The 23,315-nt window shown below is 72.6% G+C and carries 26 protein-coding genes; 7 read left to right on the plus strand and 19 right to left on the minus strand.

Annotated elements, in window-relative coordinates:
* Positions 1-23: 23 nt before the first annotated feature.
* Genes OG799_RS01705 through OG799_RS01715 form a run of 3 tightly spaced genes read right to left on the minus strand, consistent with a single transcriptional unit; the run spans position 24 to position 2,943 of the window.
* Positions 24-416, minus strand: a complete 393-nt coding sequence (locus tag OG799_RS01705; protein ID WP_406042375.1) for a VOC family protein — start codon at positions 414-416, stop codon at positions 24-26.
* A gap of 4 nt (positions 417-420) precedes the next feature.
* Entirely contained in the window at positions 421-1,068 is a 648-nt protein-coding gene (lipB, locus tag OG799_RS01710; protein ID WP_406042377.1) for a lipoyl(octanoyl) transferase LipB, read from the minus strand.
* A 51-nt stretch (positions 1,069-1,119) separates the two neighbouring features.
* Positions 1,120-2,943: a DUF2079 domain-containing protein gene (locus OG799_RS01715; protein WP_406042379.1), complete on the minus strand. Its 1,824-nt coding sequence runs from the start codon at positions 2,941-2,943 to the stop codon at positions 1,120-1,122.
* Between the two features lie 193 nt (positions 2,944-3,136).
* On the opposite strand from OG799_RS01715, the gene OG799_RS01720 reads away from it, so the two are divergent.
* On the plus strand, positions 3,137-4,360 hold the full coding sequence (locus OG799_RS01720; RefSeq protein ID WP_406042381.1) for a PHB depolymerase family esterase: 1,224 nt from the start codon (positions 3,137-3,139) through the stop codon (positions 4,358-4,360).
* A gap of 47 nt (positions 4,361-4,407) precedes the next feature.
* Here OG799_RS01720 and OG799_RS01725 read toward each other — a convergent pair whose 3' ends face one another.
* From OG799_RS01725 to OG799_RS01755, 7 genes are all read right to left on the minus strand, one after another.
* Entirely contained in the window at positions 4,408-5,307 is a 900-nt protein-coding gene (locus OG799_RS01725; RefSeq protein WP_406042383.1) for a TIGR01777 family oxidoreductase, read from the minus strand.
* A gap of 137 nt (positions 5,308-5,444) precedes the next feature.
* Positions 5,445-5,951 (minus strand): DinB family protein, encoded by a 507-nt coding sequence (locus OG799_RS01730; RefSeq protein WP_406042385.1) that lies wholly within the window; start codon positions 5,949-5,951, stop codon positions 5,445-5,447.
* 54 nt (positions 5,952-6,005) lie between these two features.
* Positions 6,006-6,425: a type II toxin-antitoxin system VapC family toxin gene (locus OG799_RS01735; RefSeq protein WP_406042387.1), complete on the minus strand. Its 420-nt coding sequence runs from the start codon at positions 6,423-6,425 to the stop codon at positions 6,006-6,008.
* Complete coding sequence (locus OG799_RS01740) at positions 6,415-6,684, minus strand: type II toxin-antitoxin system Phd/YefM family antitoxin (RefSeq protein ID WP_406042389.1); 270 nt, start codon at positions 6,682-6,684, stop codon at positions 6,415-6,417. Before OG799_RS01740 ends, OG799_RS01735 begins: the two co-directional genes overlap by 11 nt.
* A 180-nt stretch (positions 6,685-6,864) precedes the next feature.
* Complete coding sequence (locus OG799_RS01745; protein ID WP_406042391.1) at positions 6,865-7,155, minus strand: hypothetical protein; 291 nt, start codon at positions 7,153-7,155, stop codon at positions 6,865-6,867.
* Positions 7,152-7,415, minus strand: a complete 264-nt coding sequence (locus OG799_RS01750) for a hypothetical protein (protein WP_406042393.1) — start codon at positions 7,413-7,415, stop codon at positions 7,152-7,154. The genes OG799_RS01745 and OG799_RS01750 overlap by 4 nt, the downstream gene beginning before the upstream one ends.
* Positions 7,415-7,702, minus strand: a complete 288-nt coding sequence (locus OG799_RS01755) for a hypothetical protein (protein ID WP_406042395.1) — start codon at positions 7,700-7,702, stop codon at positions 7,415-7,417. Before OG799_RS01755 ends, OG799_RS01750 begins: the two co-directional genes overlap by 1 nt.
* Before the next feature lie 325 nt (positions 7,703-8,027).
* On the opposite strand from OG799_RS01755, the gene OG799_RS01760 reads away from it, so the two are divergent.
* Entirely contained in the window at positions 8,028-8,255 is a 228-nt protein-coding gene (locus tag OG799_RS01760; protein WP_406042397.1) for a GntR family transcriptional regulator, read from the plus strand.
* A gap of 40 nt (positions 8,256-8,295) precedes the next feature.
* On the opposite strand, the gene OG799_RS01765 is transcribed toward OG799_RS01760, so the two are convergent.
* Together OG799_RS01765 and OG799_RS01770 are read right to left on the minus strand one after the other, a co-directional pair.
* Positions 8,296-9,789, minus strand: a complete 1,494-nt coding sequence (locus OG799_RS01765) for a hypothetical protein (protein ID WP_406042399.1) — start codon at positions 9,787-9,789, stop codon at positions 8,296-8,298.
* Positions 9,790-9,806: 17 nt separating this feature from the next.
* Entirely contained in the window at positions 9,807-10,166 is a 360-nt protein-coding gene (locus OG799_RS01770) for a hypothetical protein (RefSeq protein WP_406042401.1), read from the minus strand.
* Positions 10,167-10,356: 190 nt separating this feature from the next.
* Between OG799_RS01770 and OG799_RS01775 the strand changes: the two genes are divergently transcribed.
* Both OG799_RS01775 and OG799_RS01780 read left to right on the plus strand, forming a co-directional pair.
* Entirely contained in the window at positions 10,357-10,866 is a 510-nt protein-coding gene (locus OG799_RS01775; RefSeq protein WP_406042403.1) for a SigE family RNA polymerase sigma factor, read from the plus strand.
* On the plus strand, positions 10,863-11,708 hold the full coding sequence (locus OG799_RS01780; RefSeq protein WP_406042405.1) for a hypothetical protein: 846 nt from the start codon (positions 10,863-10,865) through the stop codon (positions 11,706-11,708). Before OG799_RS01775 ends, OG799_RS01780 begins: the two co-directional genes overlap by 4 nt.
* Before the next feature lie 107 nt (positions 11,709-11,815).
* On the opposite strand, the gene OG799_RS01785 is transcribed toward OG799_RS01780, so the two are convergent.
* The 4 genes from OG799_RS01785 to OG799_RS01800 all read right to left on the minus strand — a co-directional run bounded on the left by OG799_RS01785 (position 11,816) and on the right by OG799_RS01800 (position 15,388).
* Positions 11,816-12,736 (minus strand): LLM class flavin-dependent oxidoreductase, encoded by a 921-nt coding sequence (locus OG799_RS01785; RefSeq protein WP_406042407.1) that lies wholly within the window; start codon positions 12,734-12,736, stop codon positions 11,816-11,818.
* 73 nt (positions 12,737-12,809) lie between these two features.
* On the minus strand, positions 12,810-13,334 hold the full coding sequence (locus tag OG799_RS01790; RefSeq protein WP_406046169.1) for a hemerythrin domain-containing protein: 525 nt from the start codon (positions 13,332-13,334) through the stop codon (positions 12,810-12,812).
* Between the two features lie 98 nt (positions 13,335-13,432).
* Positions 13,433-14,764, minus strand: coding sequence for a low temperature requirement protein A (locus tag OG799_RS01795; protein WP_406042409.1), 1,332 nt, complete (start codon positions 14,762-14,764; stop codon positions 13,433-13,435).
* Between the two features lie 45 nt (positions 14,765-14,809).
* Positions 14,810-15,388, minus strand: coding sequence for a TetR/AcrR family transcriptional regulator (locus tag OG799_RS01800; RefSeq protein ID WP_406042411.1), 579 nt, complete (start codon positions 15,386-15,388; stop codon positions 14,810-14,812).
* 147 nt (positions 15,389-15,535) lie between these two features.
* Here OG799_RS01800 and OG799_RS01805 point away from each other — a divergent pair, with 147 nt between their 5' ends.
* A complete protein-coding gene (locus OG799_RS01805) occupies positions 15,536-16,486 on the plus strand; it encodes an SDR family NAD(P)-dependent oxidoreductase (RefSeq protein ID WP_406042413.1) in 951 nt (316 codons plus the stop codon).
* A 68-nt stretch (positions 16,487-16,554) separates the two neighbouring features.
* Here OG799_RS01805 and sucB read toward each other — a convergent pair whose 3' ends face one another.
* A complete protein-coding gene (sucB, locus tag OG799_RS01810) occupies positions 16,555-18,378 on the minus strand; it encodes a 2-oxoglutarate dehydrogenase, E2 component, dihydrolipoamide succinyltransferase (RefSeq protein WP_406042415.1) in 1,824 nt (607 codons plus the stop codon).
* Positions 18,379-18,445: 67 nt separating this feature from the next.
* Entirely contained in the window at positions 18,446-19,834 is a 1,389-nt protein-coding gene (gene lpdA / locus OG799_RS01815) for a dihydrolipoyl dehydrogenase (protein WP_406042417.1), read from the minus strand.
* Positions 19,835-20,011: 177 nt separating this feature from the next.
* Between lpdA and OG799_RS01820 the strand changes: the two genes are divergently transcribed.
* Positions 20,012-20,341, plus strand: coding sequence for a hypothetical protein (locus tag OG799_RS01820; RefSeq protein WP_406042419.1), 330 nt, complete (start codon positions 20,012-20,014; stop codon positions 20,339-20,341).
* Between the two features lie 63 nt (positions 20,342-20,404).
* On the opposite strand, the gene OG799_RS01825 is transcribed toward OG799_RS01820, so the two are convergent.
* The gene (locus OG799_RS01825; protein WP_406042421.1) at positions 20,405-21,976 is read right to left on the minus strand and encodes a leucyl aminopeptidase; all 1,572 of its coding nucleotides are present in this window, start codon (positions 21,974-21,976) and stop codon (positions 20,405-20,407) included.
* A 161-nt stretch (positions 21,977-22,137) separates the two neighbouring features.
* Between OG799_RS01825 and gcvT the strand changes: the two genes are divergently transcribed.
* Complete coding sequence (gene gcvT, locus OG799_RS01830; protein ID WP_406042423.1) at positions 22,138-23,268, plus strand: glycine cleavage system aminomethyltransferase GcvT; 1,131 nt, start codon at positions 22,138-22,140, stop codon at positions 23,266-23,268.
* The last annotated feature ends 47 nt before the right edge of the window (positions 23,269-23,315 follow it).

Below are 23,315 nucleotides of genomic sequence, written 5' to 3' on the forward strand. Positions count from 1 at the left end.
AGTCGACACCCGCCTGCGCCCGGTCAGGCGGGGCCGAGCAGGTCCCAGGGGTTGCCGGCGAGGTCGCGGAAGACGGCGACCCGGCCGTACGGCTCGGTGCGCGGCGGTTTCACGAACTCGACGTTCGCCTCCCGCATCCGGCGGTAGGTGGCCTCGAAGTCGTCGACCTGGAGGAAGAAGCCGACCCGACCGGCGGTCTGGTCGCCGACCGCCGCCTCCTGCCGCTCGCCGTCGGCGCGGGCCAGCAGCAGCCCGGTCCCGCCACCCGGCGGGCGGACCACCACCCAGCGCTTTGGCCGGCCGTCGTTGGTCAGGGACGGCTTGTCCTCGACCAGCTCGAAGCCGAGCACCTCGGTGAAGAAGTCGATGGCGGGGTCGTAGTCGGCGACGACGAGGGTGACGAGATCGAGCCGCACCCGGTCAGCCCTCGACCGCGACCAGGGTGGGCAGGTGACGCTCGACGACCGGGAGCACGTCGGCGACGGTGACCGGACGGCCCAGCTCGGCGGTGAGCGAGGTGGTGCCGGCGTCCCGGATGCCGCACGGGACGATCCGGTCGTAGTACGACAGGTCGCAGTCGCAGTTGATCGCGAAGCCGTGCTGGGTGACCCCGCGGGCAACCCGGATGCCGATGGCGGCGACCTTGCGGGCGGGGCCGCGGTCGTCCTCCGGCACCCAGACGCCGCTGCGTCCCTCGACCCGGCCGGCGGTCAGCCCGAACTCGGCGCAGACGTCGATCAGCAGCTGCTCGGTGCGGCGCACGTACGCGACCACGTCCACCGGGTCGGGCAGCTTGACGATCGGGTAGCCGACGAGCTGCCCCGGCCCGTGCCAGGTGATCTTGCCGCCGCGGTCCACGTCGACCACCGGGGTGCCGTCCATCGGTCGGTCCCACGGCTCGGTGCGCTTGCCGGCGGTGTAGACGCTCGGGTGCTCCAGCAGCAGCACGGTGTCGCCCTGCTCGCCGGCCACCACGGCCTCGTGCAGTCGGCGCTGTTCGTCCCAGGCGGCGCGGTAGTCGAGGAGCCCAGCCCGGACGGCGGTCAAACCGGAAGTCGTCACGCTCACCCGCCCAGACTAGTCCCGCCGACCGCCGGTGGGCTGCGTGAGCCTCGTCGCTCAGGCCGGTGGGACCTTCCAGAGCCAGACGTCGTCGACCCGCTGCGGGGGGCCGAGCAGGGCGGTGGCGGTGCGGCGGACGGCTTCCTCGTCGATGTCGTACTTGGCGCCGTGCACCCGGTCGGCCAGAACCACCGCCTCGACGTGCCAGTAGCGCAGGTCGGCCAGGGACTCCCTGATGCTGCCGTCGGTGATGATCGGGACGAGGCCGGTCCGCCCGGCCTGGTCCATCAGCGAGTCGAAGGTGCGGGGGACCGGGCCGATCCGGCCGCGGCCGTCCGGGCCGCCGGGGCCGAGGAAGAAGCCGGCCGGGATGCGGAACTCGCCCTGCCGGTGGGCCAGGGCGTACGCCTGCCAGCGTTGGCCGTCCGGCGTGACGTCCACGGTCAGCGGCAGCGGGGTCAGCACCCCGCCGGGGGAGACGTGCTGCTTCCAGGTGCCCGCGGTGATGAACGCCGGGATCGGTTCGCGCACGCTGGTCAGCAGCGGGGTGGGCAGCAGCGGCAGCAGCGCGGCGGCGAAGCCGAGCGCCCAGACCAGCTCGGTGGAGCGGTGCCGGGGCGGCCGGGCCCGGAGCTGGTCGACCGTGTACGCCAGCAGCAGCCCGATCACCGGCGCCACGACCAGCGCCAGCCGGGAGGGCAGCGCCGCGTTGATCACCGGCAGGTTGTCCAGCACGCCGAACGGCAGCAGCTGGTCGGTGCGCCGGCCGTTCCACTTGGCCGTCGGCCCCCAGGAGAGCACCGCGAAGACGATCGCGGTGACGGCCAGCGCCCACAGGGTGGCCCGGAAGGCCCGATCGGCGCGCCGCCACAGCAGCCCGAAGCAGGCGGTGGCGAGCAGCAGCAGGGGGAGGCCGAAGAAGGAGTTCTCCTCGGTCGGGTTCGGCGCCAGCGAGGTGCCCAGCCCGGCCCAGCCGGCGAGGGACCGGCGGGGGTACGACCCGTACGCGGCGATGTCCTCGGAGTGGATCAGCGGGTCGAAGCCGGTGCCGTGGAAGCGCTGCGGCCCGGCGAAGTGCAGCCAGAGTGGGTACGCCAGCAGCATCCCGGCGACCAGCGCGGTCACCCCCAGCCCGCGCAGGAAGTGCGGCAGCGCGGCGCGGACCTCGGCCCGGCGGGACGGCTGCATCGCCCAGAGGGCGAGGAATCCGGCGAGCGCGAGGGCGGTGAAGAAGAGCCCCTCGGCGGCGATCGAGAAGGCGACCGCCACCAGCACGCCGAGCAGCACCCCGCCACGGAGCGCGTTGCCGGGGCGGCGCAGCGCGAACACGCCCTGGATCAGCAGCGGCACCAGCCAGCCGGCGGTCCAGTTCAGGTGGGCGTTGGCGTGCGACACCATGGCCGGGCAGTAGCCGATGAAGAGTCCGGCGACGGCGGCGGCCAGCCGGCTGCGCACCAGGTGCCGGCTGAGCAGCCAGTACCAGGCCAGCGCGGTGGCGGCCAGGTTGAGGGTGAGGATCACCAGGAAGGTCGCGGGCGGCCCGATCAGGTACGTCAGCGGTGCGAGGACCCAGGCGTACACGGTGATCGAGGTGTTGACCGCGAGGTTCACCCCGTCCGGGACGTTGATCAGGTGGGTGAAGAGCGGGTTCTCCCCGTGGGTGAGCGAGTGCCCGCCGAAGGCCAGCAGCCACTCGAAGAGGGCCTGGTCGCTGGAGTTGACGGTGATCGTCCGGGTGTTCGGGTCGCGCCACATGCCGCTGGTCACCCAGACCGCCAGGGCCAGCGCGGCCAGCACCACGATCAGGTCGGCGCGGCGGTCCCGGGTGACGGGCGCGGACCCGGGCGACGGTTCCGTGGCCAGGGACGGGGAGGTCGGCACGCAGCGGACGTTACCAACCCGACCCGGACCCGCCGGTCAGACACGAAACCTCACTGCGCCACGTCCGCCCCGGCCATATCCCGGCATCGACAGATGTGGTTGTCCCGGCCATGTCGGCGGGATGGAACACGGACGTAACGTCTCGGCAACTCGGGGGTGACCCAGTTCACAATCCGCAACCCAGGAGGTCGCCGTGCGCCGTTCCCCATCCCTCCGCACCCGGCTAGCCGGGGCGGCTACCGCGGTCGTGCTGGCCGCCGCCGCCGCGCTCGCCGCCGCCGTGCCCGCCCAGGCCGCCACCCTCACCCAGGTCACCGGCTTCGGCTCCAACCCCGGCAACCTGAGCATGTACGCCTACCGCCCCGACGGCCTGCCGGCCAACGCGCCGGCCGTGGTGCTGCTGCACGGCTGCACTCAGAACGCCGCCGGCTATTTCACCAACTCCGGCTGGCAGAAATACGCCGACCTGTGGAAGTTCGCCCTGATCGTGCCCCAGCAGTCGTCGGCCAACCAGCCGCTGAGCTGCTTCAACTGGTACACGGAGGGAGGCATCAGCCGGGGCCAGGGCGAGGCGCTGTCGATCCGGCAGATGGTCGACTACGCGACGTCCAACTACGGCCTGGACGGCAACCGGATCTACGTCAGCGGGCTCTCCGCCGGCGGCGCGATGACCTCGGTCATGCTCGCCACCTACCCCGACGTCTTCGCCGCCGGCTCGGTCATCGCCGGCATCCCCTACCGCTGCTCGCCGCCGGCCTCGACCAGCACCTGCCAGTACAGCGGGGTGGACAAGACACCGGCGGCCTGGGGCGACCTGGTCCGCGCCGCCTACTCCGGCTACACCGGCCGGCGTCCCCGGGTGGCCATCTGGCACGGCACCTCCGACACCACCGTGGTGCCGATGAACGCCACCGAGTCCCGCGACCAGTGGACCAACGTGCTCGGCGTCTCGCAGACCCCGACCAGCACCGCCTCGCTGCCCGCCGGCACCAGCCTGGAGGTGTACGGCAACGACGCGGTCCGGCTCTACCGGGTCTCCGGGATGGGGCACGGCACCCCGGTCGACCCGGGCTCGGCGACCGACCAGTGCGGCACCGCCACGTCGTACTTCCTGGACACCATCTGCTCGACGTACCGGGACGCGCTCTTCTTCGGCCTCGACGGCGGGGTCACGCCCAGCCCGACGCCGACCGCGACCGCCTCCCCGACCCCGACCGCCTCGCCCAGCCCGACCCCGACGGCCTCGCCGGTCTGCGTCACCGCCAGCAACTACGCGCACGTGACCGCCGGCCGCGCCTACCAGTCCGGCGGCTACGCCTACGCCCTCGGCAGCAACCAGAAGATGGGCCTGTACAACACCTTCTACACCAGCACCCTCAAGCAGACCGGCCCCAGCTACTGGGTGATCGGCTGCTGATCCCGGCTGGCGCAGCGGTCCCCCGACGAGGCGGGGGACCGCGGCGCTCACTCGGTCAGCGCGGCGTGCAGGGCGGCGGGGAGGTCGGGGTGGCGGTACTCGAAGCCGGCCTTGGTGAGGACGCCGGGCAGGACGCGGGTGCTGGTGAGGATGTCCTGGGCGAAGCCGCCGAGGGCCACCTTCAGGGCCAGCGCCGGGATCGGGATGATCGCCGGGCGGTGCAGGTGGCGGGCCAGCTCCCGGGTGAACTGCGCGTTGGTTGCCGGGTCCGGGCCGACCCCGTTGACCGGGCCGGCAATGTCGTCCCGCTCCAGCAGGAACGCCGCCGCGTCCACCCAGTCGCGCAGCGAGATCCAGGACCACCACTGCCGACCGCTGCCCAGCCGCCCGCCGAGGCCCAGCTTGATCGGGAGCAGCTGCGGCTGGAGCATCCCGCCGTCGCGGTGCAGCGGCAGCCCGGTACGCAGCCGCACCACCCGTACGCCGGCGTCCTCGGCCGGCCGGGTCGCCGCCTCCCAGACCCGGCAGACGTCGGCCAGGAAGCCCTCGCCCGCCGGGGCGTCCTCCTCGACCGTGCGGTCGCCGGTGTCGCCGTACCAGCCGACGGCGGAGGAGTTGAGCAGCACCGACGGCCGGTCCGCGGCGGGCAGCCCGGCGATGGCGATGGCCAGCGTGGTCGTGCTGTCCACCCGGCTGGACCGGATCAGCTTCTTGTAGTCGTCGCTCCAGCGCTTGTCGCCGACCCCGGCACCGGCCAGGTTGACCACCGCGTCGGCCTCGGCGACCACCGCCGGGTCGAGCTGCGCGGCCGAGGGATTCCACTGCCGCTCGTCGGGGGTGCGCGCCGGCCGGCGGACCAGTCGGGTGACCTGGTGCCCGCCCGAGGTGAGCCGGTCGACCAGCCGGGTGCCGAGGAAGCCGGACGAACCGGCCATGAGGATCCGCATGCCCATATCTTCTGCCACCGACCCCGGCTTGGATGCGTTGCGCCGAAACCGGCCGCCGCGCCTTCGCCGCGCCGACCGACGGGGAGAAGATGCCTGCTCGTGCGCTATGGAGCTGATGACGTGGATGAATCAGCGACTCACTCGCCGGTCTGGCCGTCGATCGCCTCCCGGATGATGTCGGCGTGGCCGAGGTGCCGGGCGTACTCGTCGATCATGTGGTTGAGCACCCAGCGCAGCGAGTGCTCCCGGCCGGTGTCGAAGGACCGGCCGACAGCCCCCAGCGGACGGTCGGCGGCGATCCGCCGGGACGCCTCGACCTCAGCCCGCCAGATCGCGAAGGTTTCCTCGCCGGTGGCGTGCTCGACGTCGTTGAAGTCCTCGTCCCGGTCGTCGGTGCGGGTGAACAGGTCGCCCGGGAAGTTCCCGTCGATCACCGCCTGGAAGTACCACCGCTCGACCGTGGCCAGGTGCCGCACCAGGCCGAGCAGGGAGAGGTTGGACGACGGCACCGACCGCCGGCGTAGCTGCTCGTCGGTGAGCCCGGCGCACTTCCGCACCAGCGCCTCACGCTGGTAGTCGAGGAAGGTGTGCAACAGGGTCCGCTCGTCCGCCGTGGGCGGCAGCTCGAAACGTTCATCGATCACCTGTCGGATCGTACGTTAGTTCGATAAGCCTCGCTGCCCCTGCGTGCGGCTCGCCTAGCTCGGGCGACGTACCGCTCGCACCGTCAGGAGGTCGTTCAGCCCGGCGAAGTCGACGGGGTTGGTGGTGTACAACGGCAGGCCGTGGGTGTGCGCCACCGACGCGATCATCAGATCGGCGATCCGGCGCCGGGTCCCGCGTCCGGCTGCCAGCACGGCGGCCGAGACAAGTCCGAAGGCCCGCGCGGCCTCCGCGTCGAACGGCAACGGGTCGAACGTCGCCTCGACGTGCTGGAGCACGCTCATCCGGCGGGCCCGCTCCTTTGGGTCGTCGGTGTGGTGCGGTCCAGCGGACAACTCGGCCAGCGTGACCGCGCTGATGACCATCTCGTCCGGCAGCTCGGCGGGATCCAGGGCAGCAAGGTGGATGACGATGTTGGTGTCGATCAGGCCGCGAAGCGGATGGTCACCACTCACGGTCGAAGGGGTCCTGGTTCATCGCCGCGTCGAGGTCGTCGCGGAATCGGGACTCGTCGAGCACGGGCGACGTCGCGAAGGCCGCCATGACCTCGGCTCGGGGGACGAACGTACGCCGCCGGATCGGGATCAGCCGACCGATGGGAGTGCCGTTGCGGGTGATCGTGAACGATTCCCCGCGTTCGACTCCACGCATGATGGCACCCGAGTCGTTCCGCAGTTCACGCTGCGTGATCTCGCGAGAAGCATGCTCGGCCACAGCGGCAGTCTACCGTGTGGTGCTACGAAGTGCTACAAGGTGCACCGCTGGGGAGTGGCGGCCGAGCTCGTCACGATGCCGCTATGCCACCTCCGGTACGGGCGCGGCGGTGGCGCGGACGGAGTTGAGGATCGACACGATGCGGTCGATATCGTCGGCCATGATCGAGGCCAGGCTACTTCAAATCTCTCGGTTCATGTTGTCCTCGGAATCAGCCCTCGTGCGGCGGGGGACGGCCCAGCCGAGGAAGCGATCGAAGAGCTGTCCAGGCCCGGGCCCGCAGTGCGGGTGCAGGGTGTGCAGGTGGCCGGCCGCGTCGTGCAACAGCCCGCCCAGGAAGATCAGCAGCGCCACCCGGTCGTCGGCGTATTCCCGGAGCAGGGTGAGGCGGGCGGTCGCGCACGGCCAGGGGGCGGCGCAGGCCCGGCAGAGCCAGAGCGGGCGCAGTGCCACGTGCGGGGGCCCGCTCACCAGCGGCCGCCGTTGGCTCGCCAGGTCTGCGCCGGGGTGAGCCGGCCGACCCGGCCGACCTGCGGGTTCGCCCGGGTCGCCTCGTCCCACCAGCGGGTGTTCGGCGGCGGCGCGGGCGGCTCGGTGGGCGCCGGCGCGTGCCGGTCGGGGCAGGCGGCCCAGCGCAGGCCGCACGAGCACCAGCGCCGCCCGCCCCGCCAGGTCCGCCGGTGGCGGGGCGCGAGCGGCACCGGCTTCGCGTTCCGTCGCGGCCACATCATCAGCGCCGCCGATCCGGTACGCGCGCCGGCTGGTCGCCGCGCGCCACCAGCTCGTCGATCACGTCGTCGCGCAGGCCCCGGGAGCGCAGCACCCGCCGCCCCCATCGGTGCAGCAGACAGGGGTACGGGGTCCGGTCGCTGCGGCACAGCAAACCGGTGGGCCAGGCTTCGGGGGCGTGCACCACCACCGCCCGGACTGCGAGCCGGACATCCTCCGCCGTGACGAACCACGGCACCGGCAACTCGCCGAGCACCTTCTCCACCGCGTCCACCGGTTGGTCGACCACAGGCTGCACGCTGCTCCGCCTCTCTCCTCGGGGCGGCGCCGAGACGGGCGGGGTCGGCAATGTGCTGCCGGAGCCCGGCACCCGCCCCGGGCCTGCTCACGGGCCCGCCGACACCGGGCCGCGGGCAGGGGTGGCACCCGGCCGACTACCGGGGGAGTGGCCGGCCGGGTGTCCTACGGGCGACCAGCTCCGGGTTTGCAGACCAGGAGGAGCCGGTCGAGGCGAGCCTAAGATAACCGGATATATAAAGCAAGGCATGGCTGGGCATCGGTTGCCATAACAAGTTGTTGCGTGCTCAAATGGCGGGGCAGACCAGGGAGAACAGATGCCCGCCAAGGCCAAATGGGCGCAGCTCGCGGATCACATCCGTGCGCAGATCGCGTCCGGTGAACTCGCTCCGGGAGACAAGCTCCCGTCCACTGCTCAGCTCTGCCAGGAGCACGGAGTCTCGACCATCGTCGTCCGGCAAGCCATCTTCGCGCTCAGGACCGAGGGCCTGTTGGAGGGCGTCCAGGGCGTCGGCGTGTTCGTCGCCGAGCGGGTCGAGAGCTGAGGCGGCGGCAGCTCGTGCTGCCGCCGCCGTTGCCTGCCGGCTACCCCTGCCGCTCCACGGTGCCGCCGCGGACCGCCGCCGGGCTCACCCCGATGACGACCGGTCGGGCGCCCAGGCACTGGGGCGCGAAGTGCGCCACGACGTAGTCCCACGCCGCCTTCGCCTCGTCGAAGGTGAACGTCGGTTCGCCGTCGAGGTAGGTGCTCCATATCGTGCGGGGGATCAGGTACCACTTCCCCCACCAGGTGTTGGTCTTCGGCGAGAACATGATGCGGTCCACCCCGTCCGTGTGGCAGAGGCCGAAGGTGTGCCCCAGCTCGTGGATCGGCACGTACTTCCAGATCTGGTCCGGCGTGTTGTCGATGAAGGTGGCGCCGGAGGTGTTCTTGCCGCTCAGCCCGCAGGCGCTCTCGTGCAGGTTGTTGGCCAACCCGCGCAGGGTGTCGGTGTAGCGGAAGACCCCGACGGCGACCGGGTGGCAGAGGTCGGCCGTCGCCCCGTCCGGGTCGGTGGTCTTGTCGTGCCGGCCGATCACGTCCATCAGGAACCGGGTCAGCGCGGGGTGGGCGTCCGGTCGGTCGTACCCCTTGTGGACGATGTGGTCGGGGTCGGTGACCGGCTGGGTTTCCCTGTCGAAGTCCAGCATCAGCGCGAGCTCACGCCCCTTCTCGCGGGCCGCGGACACCTTGGTGTCCAGCGCGCCGTCCCGCATCGGCAGCACGATGAACGCCGGCCCCTGCGCGCCCCGCGAGCTGAGGTAGGTGTCCAGCTCGTCGACGGAGATGGGGTTGTCGAACTCGCCGCCACCGCCGCCACCGACGACGGTCCCCTTCTTCAGGGTCTTGTACCGCTTGCGGTTCCAGAAGCCCTCGTGGAACTCGAAGCCGCAGAGCTCCCGCAGGTTGATCGCGCCCTGCTCGTGCAGCACGACCAGGTTGGGCACGGCCGGTTCGCGCGGCGACGGGGTCTCCGAGTCCAGGATCGTGCGGTACGCGGTGCCGTGCATGCGCAGCCCGAACGCGCCGTGGTCGAGGCGGATCGCCTCCTTGATCTCGGTCAGCGTGTCACCGGAGTACTTCACCTCGAGCAGGCCGCGCACGTATCGGCGCAGCCGCTCCCGGTTGATCTCCTCGATGATGTATTCGATCGTGTCGCCGAGGAACACGATGCGGGCCAGCCGGATGATCCCCAGCACCAGGCCGATCCCCAGCCGCAACAGCCCGTCGAGGATCCGCCGCCAGTCGAGCGTGACGATGCCGACGATCACGTCCCAGAGCCCGATCGCGATGTCGATCACCGCCTCGACGACCACCCCGACGAGCTTGCACACCGTACGGACCACCCACTTGCCGACCTTGACGATCACCCAGCGGACGACCTTCACGAAGTACGTGACGAACCAGCAGACCCAGCCACGTGGGTCGTACCACGGGTAGTCCTTGCACTTCTTTTCCTGCCGCTCCTCCCACTCCTCGACGGGCTTGGAGATCTCCTCCTCGACCCATTCGGTGATTTCGGTGCAGACGAGTGCCATGAGATCCCCCCTCCGAGTCAGGAAGCCGCGCGCAGCGCGCGCAGTCGTAGGAGCAGGCGCCGGCGGCTCCAGGACAACCCGAGGAACTTGCCGGCCACCGCCGCCGCGAAGCAGCCGAGCACGGCCGTGGCGATGGCCCGGCCCCCGCTCGGGCCGACCACGAGGACGCCGGCCACGGCGGCGACGAGGGCCGACGCTCCCCAGTCGCAGCCGCAGTCGTTGAACAGGCGGCGGATTGTTGCTGCCGTACGCTCGCGTTCCGTCGCGTCGAGCCCGGGCAGCGTGACGGTGACCCGGTCGAGGTGGGGACGCCGGAGCAACGAGACCAGCGCCTCCGCCCGATCGAGATCCGCGCGATCAGCGATCTCGACGTGCATGACGGTGTCACCTTCCCACTGACACCCTGACTGTGAGCGTGGTCGATCGCCAGGTCAACGCATCTTTCAGCTACCCGACTGTCGCGTGCGCCGCCGGCTCGGAGTCTGGTGCCACGAAATGTCGCTCCGAGGAGCAACCCTCGGAGCCGGAACCCGCGTGACTATCTCGAATCGGGGATCGGAGGCTTGGATGGGCGATCGCGACGCGGCGTTCGCGGAGTATTTCGCGGCACGGTCGGACGCTATGCGCGGCACCGCGTACCTGCTCTGCGGCGACTGGCATCGGGCGGAGGACCTGGTCCAGACCGCGTTCACGAAGCTCTACCTGGTCTGGAACCGGATCTCCCGGCACGAGGTGCTCGACGCCTACGTGCGCCAGATCCTGGTCCGGACCTTCCTAGATGAGCGGCGCCGCGGCTGGTGGCGGCGGGAGCGGGTGGGCGGGGAGGGCGCCGAGCGGCCGGCACCGCCCGACTCGCCGGAGAACCGGTTGGTGATGCTCCAGGCACTGGCCGCCGTACCGCCGCGCCAGCGGGCAGTCCTGGTTCTTCGGTACTGGGAGGACCTGTCGATCGAGGAGGCCGCGGCGCTGCTGGAGTGCTCGGCCGGGACGGTGAAGAGCCAGGCGGCCCGCGGCCTGGACACGCTCCGCGGCCTCCTGTCGACCACGTACAGCGGGATCGAGAAGGGGGCACGATGAACGGCGAGGAGTTGCGCGAGGCGCTGCGCACCGAGATGGCGGCCACCACCCCGCGGCCACCGCTGAGTGCGGCCGCCGCGCTCGGCGCCGCCCGGCGGGCGCGTATCCGCCGCCGCACCGCCTGGGCCTGCGCCGGCTCTGCGGCCGTGGTTCTTGCGGTCGCCGGCGTCGCGGGCATCGGCACCCCGGGTGCCGGCGGCTTCAGCCCGGCGGGTCCTGGCCCGCAGGCCATCCCGCATCCGTCGGCCAAGGACACCGCGAGGCCGTGGCCAACCGGACCGGACGGCCGTCCGCAGGAGGACCGGACCGCGCGGGCGGGTGCCAGGTACGACCAGGGGGTCCGGCTGCTGGACGAGATCGTCTCCGCCGTGCCCCCCGGCTACGTCGCGCCGGAGAACCCGGCGAACCAGCCCGCTGACCAGCTGCCGCTGCGAACCCACCAGGCGCAATTCGAGGACAGGGTTGATGGCGTCGACGTGTGGAGTTACCTGTCCTCGGTCGCCCTGGCTCAGGGGGAGCGGATGGGGCGATTGCTCGTCGAGGTGCACGCCGCGGGCAGTCAGCTACCGGCCGAACCGTGCGCGCTGGCCCGGCAGTTCTGGGGCATGCAGGGCGAGTGCCAGCTGATGACGGTCGGCGCGGCACAGGTCGGCGTGGTCGTCCGGCCTGCCGGCGACGACCGGTTCGACCAGTGGGCGGCGTACCGGCACCCGGACGGTGTGGTGGTCTTCGTCGCGCAGGGCGCCAAGCTCGGCGACGGCCGGCCGGGGCTGACGACGATGCCGTTCTCCGTGCGGCAACTGGCGGCCCTCGCCGTCGACGAACGGTTCCATCTGCAGTGAGGCGGCGTCGCGTGGGCTGCTGCTGCCGCCGCGCGCCGCTGGCACCCGGCCAGCGCGGTCGCGGCGGCGTGCAGCAGGCCGGCGGGCGGGGTCTCCGGTACCACGAGCTACAAGGCGGCCAGGCGGGGGAGTAGTGGGGTCAGCGGGGCGACGGCGTCGGCGCGGACGACGAAGCGGGTGACGCCCCAGCGGTGCCGGTGTGCCGCGACCGCCGCGACGATCTCCTCCGCCGTGCCGATCAGGACGAACGGGGTGGCGAGCAGCTCGGCGACGGTCAGGCCGGTGTCGGCGGCGGTCTCCGCGGCGGCGGCCTCGGCGTCGTCGGTGACCGTCACCTGCTGGACCAGGGCCTCCAGCGCCGGCGGCTCGGCCCGGCCGGCGGCTCCGGCCGCCACGTGCGCGAGCTGCGCGTCGAGCTGGTCGGCCCGCCACCGCACGTCGTGGGCGTGCCCGTCGGCGAGGGTACGGCCGAAGCCGGTCAGGCCGACCACGTCGGCGTGCGCGCCGGCCCAGCGCAGCAGCGCCGAGTTGGCCGTACCCATGGTCAGCGGCACCCGGTCCTGGACGGGCCGCAGCCCGCCCAGCCGGGCCGCGTGGGCGACCAGCTCCGGGGTGTCCACGGTGACCTCACCGCCGGCCAGCAGGTCCCGGACGGCCTCGGCGACGGCCACACAGCGGCCTACCCGGGCGGCGACGTCGGGCCGCTCGCGGCCGACGGCCCGCCACTCGGCGGGGGTGTGGCCCGCGCCGAGGCCGACCCGGGCCCGGCCGCCGGAGACCACGTCCAGGGTGGCGACGTCGGTGGCGAGCAGGATCGGCTCGCGGACGCCGGCGTTGGAGACGTACGAGCCGAGGCCGAGCGTCGAGGTCACCGCCGCCGCTGCCGCCAGCGAGACGAACGGCGACGCGCCGTAGCCGGGGTGGTCCGAGGCCAGCAGGGCGTCGTAGCCGGCGGCCTCGACCCGGCGGGCCAGGTCGAGCCAGCTCGCCGCGTCGGTGGGTCGGGCCTGGACGGAGAAGATCACCATCGGCCCAGCATCCGGCGTCCGCCGCGCGGAAGCCAGCCCGGACCGCCGATTCTGCTGACCGGCGAATCCGCGATCAGCCGGTGGTCTCCCGGCCGGGACGTGTGACGCCGAGCAGTTCCACGCTGCCGCCGGCCTCCCGGTTCAGCGCGGCGACCAGCTTCTTCTCCTCGTAGGTGAAGTGCGACTCCAGCAGCGCGGCGAGCCCGTCCAGCTCGGCGCGGACCGCCGCCCGGCCGGCGGCCGGGTCGGTCGTCAGGTCCTCGATTCGGCGCAGGATGTCCGTCACCACCCGGTGGTCCTCCGCCAGCTCGGCGAGGACCGGGCGCAGCGCCGGCTCCCGTTCGGCGAGGACCCGGAACGCGCCGCCGTCCTCGTCGCCGTGGTGTCGGGTGAGCGCCGCGCAGAAACCCAGGCAGTGGGCGCGCAGGTCCGGCGACGACCGGAGGTCGCCGCCAGGGGAGTCGAGGCTCGTACGGAGCCGGGCCAGCTCCTCGCGGAGCCAGAGGTGAATCTCGATCAACTGGTTGCCGAGGGCGGTCAGCCGCCCGTTCGGCTCGTGGGATGGGTGCACATGTCCCCTGCTGTCCCGCGCCTCCATGCCCACGGCGGTCTTCGTGCCGGGCGCACCGCGACGCTCCGGCGAGCATACGGGTCTCGTCGCCGCGCCGGGCACCCGCGTGCGGGATGCCCGGTCCGTCAGGTCGACGGCTCGTCGGGTGCCGGCTCGTGCCAGCGGGCCCGGTACGCGGCGTCGTGCGCCTCGTTGCTGGTTCGTTCTTCGAAAACCACCTGGTGCAGCGCCGAGCGGGCGTCGGCCATGGCCACCACCTCGACCACGGCCATCCCCACGCAGATGGCGGTCAGCAACCCCAGGGCGGCCAGCCCCGGCAGCCGGTCGGCGACCGGGATGCCGACCACGAGCAGCAGCACCGTGCCGACCCGGGTCCAGGTGAGCGTGCGCAGGGTGCGGAGCTGGAAGAGCATGTTGCCGAACAGGTAGCAGGCCACCCCGCCGAAGAGCAGCGGCACGCTCGGTCCGTGCGCCCGCTCGGCGGGTCCGACCGCGGGGTCGGCGATCTGGTGCACGATCCCCTCCGCGCCGAGGGCGAACAGGATGATCCCGGCGATCATCGGCAGGTAGAGGTACGCGTACGCGTCACGCGCCATCGTCACCCGGGGAGCGCCCTCGGCCGCGTGCAACGCGATCCGCGCGGCCGGCCCGATCATGTCGTAGTGGGCCCACCAGAGCGCGGCGGTGAAGACGATGCCGAGGACGGCCGCGGCGACCGCCGGCCAGGTCGGCGGCTGGCCGAGCAGGTTGCTGCCGACGCCGACCGAGATGACCGACTCGCCGAGGGCGATGATCAGGATGAGGTCGTAGCGTTCCGTCCAGTGCTCGGCGGAGGTGACGTCCCAGCCCCAGGTGCGCGCGATCAGCCCGGTGGTGTACTGGAGCACCACGACGCCCGCCCACAGCGCGTCGCGGATCAGGGCGGCCATGCCGGCGTCGTGGAGCCGGGGCGGGACCAGCGCGGCGACGAGCAGCAGGGCGGTGCTGGTCGCCAGCTCCGGGGCGAACCGGAGCAGCTGCCGCCGCTCCTTCGGGTCGTCCCGCGCCACGTGCAGAAAGAGCGCCAGGTGCACGCCGCGGATCACCACGTAGCTGACCGCCACCACCATCGGTCCCGCCGCGTTGCCCCGCGGGTCCCGGAACGCCTGGGGCAGCGCCAGCGCGAAGGTGAACAGGGCGGCCATCCCGGCAACGGTGAGCACCGGGACGAAGCCCTCGCCGAGCCTGACCCGGGTGGCGACCACGCTGTGCACCACCCAGCACCACCACAGCACGGCGAGCACCAGCAGCGCGTGGAACAGGTTCGCGGCGGTGATGTTCATGGCGGTGGCCCGGGTGATGATGAAGAACGAGAAGACGAAGACGAGGTCGAAGAAGATCTCGAACTTGTCCACCCGGGCGCCGGGGGCGACCGGGACCGCCGGCCCCAGCCGCCAGCGCCGCCGCTTGCCGCCCACCGACCGAGTCTGTCAGCGCCGGGTGGGTCGCGGGCGTGAATCCGATCAGCCCGGCGGACGGTGCCGCAGGCCGTCCATCAGCAGGTCGAGCAGGCGGCCGGCCTGTTCGCGCTGGTCGGGTTCGCCGGCGACCAGGGAGACCCCGCTCAGGCCGGCCAGCACGTCCGTGGGCGCGACGTCGGCCCGGACGGTGCCCGCCGCGCCGCCCGCCGCCAGCAGCAGGCCGAGCGCGGCGACCAGGCGGTCCCGGCTCTGCGCGTACGGGTTGGCGCCGGAGGCGATGACCAGCCGGAGCGCGTCCGCCATGCCCCGCTTCGTGGAGAGATAGTCGATGAAACGGTCCATCCAGGCGCGTACCGCCCGGTCCGGCGGCAGGCTGGCCAGCAGCTCGGGTGCGGCGTCGCAGAGCTTGGCCAGCTCGTTGCGGTAGGCCGCCTCGACCAGGGCCTCCCGGGTGGGGAAGTGCCGGTACAGGGTGCCGATGCCGACTCCGGCCTCCCGGGCGATCGAGTCGAGCGTTACCTCCGGCCCGGCGTGGGAAAACGCGCGTACCGCGGCGTCCAGCAGCCGTTGCCGGTTGCGCAGCGCGTCGGCGCGCAGCGGTCGGGGGCCGGTGTCGGGCACGTCTCCTCCTCGGGGCGACCGGCCGGGGCGCGGTCGGGTTGGCAAGCGGAGCAGCCTCCGGTTAGTCTCGACCGTAACGGAGGATCCTCCGATTCTCATCGTAGCGGCCGGACCGGGCGTCCGCGTCGCCACCGACAAGGATGGATCATGACCACCAGCACACCCGTCACCACGCCGTACTCCCGCGAGACCACCGCCATGGAGGTGGTGCGCGGGATCGACCTCACCGGGCGCCGGGCCGTCGTCACCGGCGGCGCGTCCGGAATCGGCGTGGAGACCGCCCGCGCGCTCGCCGCCGCCGGGGCCGACGTCACGCTCGCCGTACGCAACGTCGACGCCGGTCAGCAGGCCGCCACCGACATCACCGGCACCACCGGCAACGACCGGATCCTGGTGGCCCCGCTGGACCTGGCCGACCTGGCGTCGGTGGCCGCCTTCGTCCGGACCTGGGACGGGCCGCTGCACATGCTGGTCAACAACGCGGGCATCATGGCCTCGCCCGAGATGCGGACCCCGCAGGGCTGGGAGATGCAGTTCGCCACCAACCATCTGGGCCACTTCGCCCTGGCCACCGGGCTGCGTCCGGCCCTCGCCGCGGCCGGCGGCGCCCGGATCGTCTCGGTCAGCTCGTCAGCGCACCTGCGCTCGCCCGTGGTGTTCGAGGACATCCACTTCCGGCAGCGGCCCTACGAGCCGTGGGCGGCCTACGGGCAGTCCAAGACCGCGAACGTGCTCTTCGCGGTGGAGGCCAGCCGGCGTTGGGCCGACGACGGCATCCTCAGCAACGCGCTGATGCCCGGGGCGATCCGCACCAACCTCCAGCGCTACGTCAGCGAGGAGGACCTCGCCCGGCTGCGCGCCGAGAGCGGCGGCGAGACGACGCCCAGCTGGAAGAACACCGAGCAGGGCGCGGCCACGTCGGTGCTGGTCGCCACCTCGCCGCTGCTGAACGGCAGCGGCGGGCGGTACTTCGAGGACTGCCAGGAGGCCGGACCGAACCAGCCCGGCACCCGCACCGGGTATGCCCCGTACGCCCGCGACCCCGAGGCCGCCGACCGGCTCTGGCAGGTCTCCGAGGAGCACCTGCGGGCCGCCTGACCGGGCCGGAACGACGCAGGGGGCGCGCGGCGTGAGCCGCGCGCCCCCTGCGGGCGTTGCTACCGGTTCTACAGGCCCAGTTCGGCCTCGAAGTTGCCGGCCTCCAGCCGCTCCTTGACCGCGACCAGGAAGCGGGCGGCGTCCGCGCCGTCGATCACCCGGTGGTCGTAGGACAGGGCCAGGTAGACCATCTGCCGGACCGCGACGACCTCGCCCAGCTCCGGGTCGTTGACCACGACCGGACGCTTCACCACGGCACCCGTGCCGAGCATCGCCGACTGCGGCGACGGCACGATCGGGGTGTCGAAGAGCGCCCCCCGGCTGCCGGTGTTGGTCAGCGTGAAGGTCGCCCCGGCGATCTCGTCCGGGCTGATCTTGTTGGTCCGGGTGCGCTCGGCCAGATCGGCGACCCGCTTGGCGATGCCGCCCAGGTTGAGGTCGCCGGCGTTGTGGATGACCGGCACCAGAAGGCCCCGCTCGGTGTCCACGGCGATGCCGAGGTGCTCCGCGTCCGGGTAGGTGATCGTCCCGGCCGCCAGGTCCATCCGGGCGTTGACGATCGGATACGCCTGCAGCGCCTCGACGGCGGCGAGGGCGAAGAACGGCAGGAAGGACAGCTTCACGCCGTGCCGCTGCTGGAAGGAGTCCTTCGCCTGCGCCCGCAGCTTGGCGATCTTGGTGACGTCCACCTCGATCACCGTGGTGAGCTGCGCCATCTCGTGCAGCGACTCCTGCATCCGCTTGGCGATGGCCGTGCGGATCCGGGTCAGCTTCTCGGTGGTGCCCCGCTTGCCGCTCGGCTGCGGCTTCGCGGCCGGCTTCGCCGGGGCCGGGGCAGCGGCGGCCGGCTGCGCCGGAGCCGGCGCGGCCTTGGCCGCCTTGGCCTTCTCGGCCGCCTCCAGCACGTCCTGCTTGCGGATCCGGCCGCCGACGCCGGTGCCGTTGACCGAGGAGAGGTCGACGCCGTGCTCGCTGGCCAGCTTGCGCACCAGCGGGGTCACGTAGCCGGCCGCCTCCTCGCCGCCGCCCTGCACCGGGGCGGAGGGGCGCTGCGGGGTCGGCGTCGGCGCGGCGGGCTGGGCCGCCTGCTCGGCCTTGACCGGCTGGGCGGCGGTCTCCGCCTCCGCGGCCGGCTCGTTGTACGACACGCCCGGGGTCGGCTCCTCGACCTTGGGCGCCGGCTTCGCCTCGGCCTTCGGCTCGGGCTTGGGCTCGGGCTTCGCCTCGGCCTTGGGCTCCGGCTTGGGCTCCGCCTTCGGCTGGGCCGGTGCGGCGCCGGCCGCGCCGATGATCGCCAGGTCGGTGCCGACCTCGGCGGTCTCGTCCTCGGCGACCTTGATCTCCAGCACGGTGCCGGCCACCGGCGACGGGATCTCGGTGTCGACCTTGTCGGTGGACACCTCCAGCAGCGGCTCGTCCACCTCGACGGTCTCGCCGACCTGCTTGAGCCAGCGGGTGACCGTACCCTCGGTGACGCTCTCGCCCAGGGCCGGCATCTTCACCGGGGTGCCCTCGCCCGACGGTGCCGGGGCGGCCGGGGCCGCCGGCGCCTCGACGGCCGGCTGCTCGGCCTCGGCCTGCGGCTGCGCGGCGGCCTCCGCGGCCTGCTCGGCCGGGGCTTCCGGCTGCGGGGCGGCCGCGCCGGCCGCCTCGCCCTCGCCCGCGATGACGGCCAACTCGCTGCCGACCTCGGCGGTCTCGTCCTCACCGACCACGATGCGGCTCAGCACGCCCGCCGCAGGCGACGGGATCTCGGTGTCGACCTTGTCGGTCGAGACCTCGAGGAGCGGCTCGTCGACCTCGACGGTGTCGCCCTCCTGCTTGAGCCAGCGCGTGACGGTGCCCTCGGTGACGCTCTCGCCGAGCCGGGGCATGGTGACCGATACCGGCATGTTCTCCAGACTCCTTCATTCCCCTGGTGGGATCATCGCCCGTCGCCGGACGCCGCGGTTGTCGTGATCAGGCGTGCGCGTGCAGCGGCTTGCCGGCGAGGGCCAGGTGCGCCTCGCCCAGGGCCTCGGTCTGCGTGGGGTGGGCGTGCACGAGCTGCGCCACCTCGGCCGGGTACGCCTCCCAGTTGTAGATGAGCTGCGCCTCCCCGACCAGCTCGCCGACCCGGGCGCCGACCATGTGCACGCCGACCACCGGACCGTCCTCCAGGCGGACCAGCTTCACGAAGCCGGCCGTCTTGAGGATCTGGCTCTTGCCGTTGCCACCGAGGTTGTAGTTGTAGGTCTTGACCTTGTCGCCGTACTGCTCCTTGGCCTTCGCCTCGGTCAGGCCGACAGACGCCAGCTCCGGGTCGCAGTAGGTGACCCGCGGGATGCCGGCCTCGTCGATCACGGCCGGGTTCTGGCCGGCGATCTCCTCGGCGACGAAGATGCCCTGCTGGAAGCCGCGGTGGGCGAGCTGGAGGCCGGGCACGATGTCGCCGACCGCGTAGACGTTCGGCACGCTGGTGCGCAGCCGCTCGTCGGTCAGCACGTAGCCGCGGTCCATCTTGACGCCCTGCTCCTCGTACCCAAGGTTGGCGGTGTTCGGACCGCGACCGACGGCGACCAGCAGCAGCTCGGCCTCGACGGTCTCGCCACCGGAGATGGTCAGCTTGACGCCGTTGTCGGTCTTCTCGACCTTCTCGAACGGCTTGCCGACCTTGAAGTTGATCTTCCGCTTGCGGAACGCCCGCTCCAGCGCCTTCGACGACTCCTCGTCCTCGGCGGCGACCAGGCGGGGCAGCGCCTCGACGATGGTCACGTCCACCCCGAAGGACTTCCACACGCTGGCGAACTCGACGCCGATCACGCCGCCGCCGAGCACGATCACCGAGGACGGGACCCGGTCCATGACCAGGGCGTGGTCGCTGGTGATGATCCGCTCGCCGTCGATCTCGAGGCCGGGCAGGCTCTTCGCGTACGAGCCGGAGGCGAGGATGACGTTGCGGCCGGTGTACCGCTTGCCGTCCACCTCGACGACGTTCTTGCCGACCAGCTTGCCGGCGCCCGCCACGTAGGTGATGTTCTTGGCGCCGCCGACCAGGCCCTGCAGGCCCTTGTAGAGCCGGGCGATCACGCCGTCCTTGTACGAGTTGACCGCGGCCATGTCGATGCCGACCAGCTCGGCCTTGACGCCGAACTGCTCCGACTCGCGGGTCTGGTCGGCGATCTCGGCGGCGTGCAGCAGGGCCTTCGTCGGGATGCAGCCGTTGTGCAGGCAGGTGCCGCCGAGCTTGCCCTTCTCGATGAGCGCGACGGAGAGGTCCAGCTGGGCGGCACGCAGCGCCGCCGCGTAGCCGCCGCTGCCACCTCCGAGAATGACGATGTCGAAGGTTGCGTCGTTCGGCTCGCTCACGTCCAACTCCCAGGTCGCGTCGCTGCATCGAGGGTTACGGCGGAGTAACAGGCACACCCCACCTCGGTCATCTTGTCACTCCCAGCTCGAGGGCGCGTAGTGAGGTGCCCAACGACACGTCGTGGACACGTACGCTTGGCACCGTCTTCGATGGTGCACGGGGGAGGAGAGCGTCCGGTGGGGTTGTTCCGTCGACGGAAGCGGACGAGCGTGGCGAGCCGCGAGCGGGGTGCCGACCGCGCCGACCTGGACCATCTGGAGAACTTCGTCCGGACCCGGCGGGGCGTCGAGGCGTACATCGAGCCGCGGACGACCGTCACCGAGACCACCGTCATGCTGATCGCCGACGACGGCGAGTGGACCCGCCGGCGGATCGACGGCCCGGAGGGCGCCCGTCGCTTCGCCCGCAAGCTGGCCTTCCCGATCTACGACGTCCGGCTGATGGGCTACCCGCAACGCATGCGCGACTACAACGAACGCCGCAAGCGCCGCCCCGAGCTGTTCTGAGGGCGGGAACGCGGACGGGGCGCCCCCGCGCAGGGAGCGCCCCGTCGTGCCGTGCGGTGGCCGTCAGCCGTTGGCGGCGACGTCCTCGACCAGGTGCACCAGGGTGCGGACCGGGACGCCGGTGCCGCCCTTGGTCCAGTAGCCGGTGGCCTCGCCCGAGTGGTAGCCCGGCCCGGCGATGTCGATGTGCGCCCAGGCGACCTCGTCGGTGACGAACTCGCGCAGGAAGACGCCGCCCTGCAGCATGTGACCGGCCCGGTCCATCCCGGCGTTGACCTGGGAGATGTCCGCGACATCCGAGTCCATGCCCTTGCGGACGTCGTCCGGCAGCGGCATCGGCCACGCCGGCTCGCCGGTCGCCTCGCCGGCCGCCTTCACCCGCTCGCAGAGCTCCGGGGTGCCCATCACGCCGGCGATCTTCTTGCCCAGCGCGATCACCTGGCCACCGGTGAGGGTGGAGGTCTCGAAGAGGTAGTCGGTGCCGTCCTCGCAGGCCCGCGCGATGGCGTCGGCGAGGATCATCCGGCCCTCGGCGTCGGTGTTGAGCACCTCGACCTTCTTGCCGCTGTACATGCTGATCACGTCGCCCGGCCGGTAGCTGGTGCCCGACGGCATGTTCTCCGCCATCGGCAGGTACCCGGTCACCGCCACCGACGGCTTGAGCGCCGCGATCGCCAGCATGGCCGCGCCGACCGCCGCCGCGCCGGCCATGTCGGACTTCATCTCCCACATGCCCTGGGCCGGCTTGATCGAGATGCCGCCGGTGTCGAAGGTGATGCCCTTGCCGACCAGCGCCACCCGCTTGCCGGACCCACCGCCCTCCGGCGTGTAGGTCAGCTTGACCAGCCGCGGCGGGGCCTCCGAGCCCTGCCCGACGGCCATGATGCCGCCGTACCCGCCGGCCGCCAGGGCCGCCTCGTCCAGCACCTCGACGCCGAGGCCGGCGTCCCGGGCGGCGCCGGCCACCGCGTCGGCGAACGACGGGGGCCGCAGCTCGTTCGGGGCGGTGTTCACCCAGTCCCGGCTGAGCCGGACCGCGCCGGCCACCGCCTGCGCGCGGCTGATCTCCGCCCGGGCGGTCGCGTCTCCGGCGTCCGGCACCGCCACCAGCACCTCGGCCACCGGCTCCCGCCGGGCCGGCTGCGGCTTGGTCTTGTAACCGGCGAAGCGGTACCCGCCGAGCAGCGCGCCCTCGGCGACCGCGCGCAGCGCGGCCGGGGCGTCGGCGTCGTCCGGCAGCGGCAGCGCCAGCGCCACCCGCGGTGCGCCGGCGAGCGCCCGCACCGCGGCGCCGGCGGCCCGGCGCAGGGCCTCCGGGGCGGGGGCGGCGCCGGTCGGCTCCGGGCCGAGGCCGACCGCGGCCACGACCGTGGCGGTGACGGTGCCGAGCGTGGCCAGCTTGATCACCTCGCCGGGGCCGCCGGTCGCGCCGAGCAGCGCCAGCGTCTCGGTCAGCTTGCCGTCGAACGCGGCGGCGATGCTCTCCGCGCCGCTGGCCAGCAGCAGGTTACCGGCGGGTCCGCTGGTGGCGTCCTGCCCTCCGGTCTGGCTGTGCACGCCGATCACGATGGCGTCGACGGCGAGTTCGGCGGGGTCGGTGTCGACCAGGCTCAGGGTGGTGCTGGGCGATGTCACTGAAGCTACTCCGGGCGGGCCGGGCCGGTCGCGACGTCGCGTACCGGCGATGAAGGTCTCCGGCGGCAACCTACCCGCCGGACGTCGGGTGCGTCCCGCCGATCGTCCTGACGGGTCCCGCCGATGCTAACCAGCCGTTCAGGCCCGGTAAGTTGCCACCCATGACCGACGTGACCTCCGGCGCCGCCGCGACCCCGCTGCGCCGTTCCCCGCTGCACGAGCGGCACACCGCTCTCGGCGCCAAGTTCGCCCCGTTCGGGGGCTGGGAGATGCCGCTGGAGTACGCCGGTGGCGGCGTGCTCAAGGAGCACACGGCGGTCCGTACCGGGGTGGGCGTCTTCGACGTCTCGCACCTGGGCAAGGCGCGGGTCACCGGGCCCGGCGCCGCGGACTTCGTCAACGCCTGCCTCACCAACGACCTCGGCCGGATCGGCCCCGGCCAGGCGCAGTACACGCTCTGCTGCGACGACGCCACCGGCGGCGTGGTGGACGACATCATCGCCTACCTGCACGCCGATGACCACGTTTTCCTGATCCCGAACGCGGCGAACACCGCCGAGGTGGTCCGCCGGCTGCGCGCCGCCGCGCCGACCGGGGTCCAGGTCACCGACGAGCACGAGGCGTACGCGGTGCTGGCCGTGCAGGGGCCGCGCTCGGCCGAGCTGCTCGGCGCGCTGGGGCTGCCCACCGAGCACGGCTACATGAGCTTCTCCACCGCCAGCCTCGACGGGGTGGGGCTGACCGTGTGCCGCACCGGCTACACCGGTGAGCTGGGCTACGAGCTGGTCGTGCCGGCGGCGCACGCGGTCGCCGTCTGGGACGCGCTCCTCGCCGCTGGGGCGGCGTACGAGCTGCGCGCCTGCGGCCTGGCCGCCCGGGATACCCTGCGCACCGAGATGGGCTACCCGCTGCACGGGCAGGACCTGTCGCTGGAGATCACCCCGGTGCAGGGCCGCTCCGGCTGGGCGGTCGGCTGGGACAAGCCGGCCTTCTGGGGCCGGGACGTGCTGCTCGCCGAGAAGGCGGCCGGTCCCCGGCGTACGCTGCGCGGCCTGGTGGCGGTCGATCGGGCGATCCCGCGCCCCGGCATGGCGGTCCACGTCGGTGACACCCAGGTCGGCACCGTCACCAGCGGCACCTTCAGCCCGACCAGGAAGCAGGGCATCGCCCTGGCCCTGCTGTCCACCGACCCGAAGCTGTCCGACGACGACGTGGTCGAGGTCGACATCCGAGGCCGCCGCGCCCAGATGCGCGTCACCCGTCCCCCCTTCGTCACCCCCTCGGTCAGGTAACCCCCCACCCCCCGGCCCGCGGTGATCGGGCTGACGCGTACGGCGGG

Source organism: Micromonospora sp. NBC_00898 (genome assembly GCF_045207895.1).
Taxonomy (GTDB): Bacteria; Actinomycetota; Actinomycetes; order Mycobacteriales; family Micromonosporaceae; genus Micromonospora.